This is a genomic window from Oceanipulchritudo coccoides (assembly GCF_010500615.1).
Lineage (GTDB): Bacteria > Verrucomicrobiota > Verrucomicrobiia > Opitutales > Oceanipulchritudinaceae > Oceanipulchritudo > Oceanipulchritudo coccoides.
Genome location: NZ_JAAGNX010000044.1, coordinates 1 through 262, shown reverse-complemented (window position 1 = coordinate 262; position 262 = coordinate 1). Strand labels below are relative to the sequence as shown.

Sequence of the window (262 nt, the reverse complement as noted above, 5' to 3'; positions counted from 1 at the left end):
CATCGATATCATCCGCTACGACGAAGACCCAAAATCCGCGCTCATGGCCGAAGACTGGAGCAAGGATCACCCGCGCGCGGTGGACGAGGCGGATTATGTACCCCCTGCAGCGTCCGATGATCCGTCCCTGACCGAGGTCCAGGCCGAAGCTATTCTGAACATGCGCCTGCGCTCGCTGCGCCGCCTCGAAGAGATGGAGTTGTTGCGCGAACAATCCGCCCTGATGGAAGAACGCGCGCAGATCGAAGACCTGCTCGATAGC

Annotated in this window: 1 pseudogene; it reads left to right on the top strand. The window is 60.7% G+C overall.

The features are described 5' to 3' along the window. A pseudogene (locus tag G0Q06_RS14370) lies at positions 1-262 on the top strand (DNA topoisomerase IV subunit A); the annotation flags it as partial.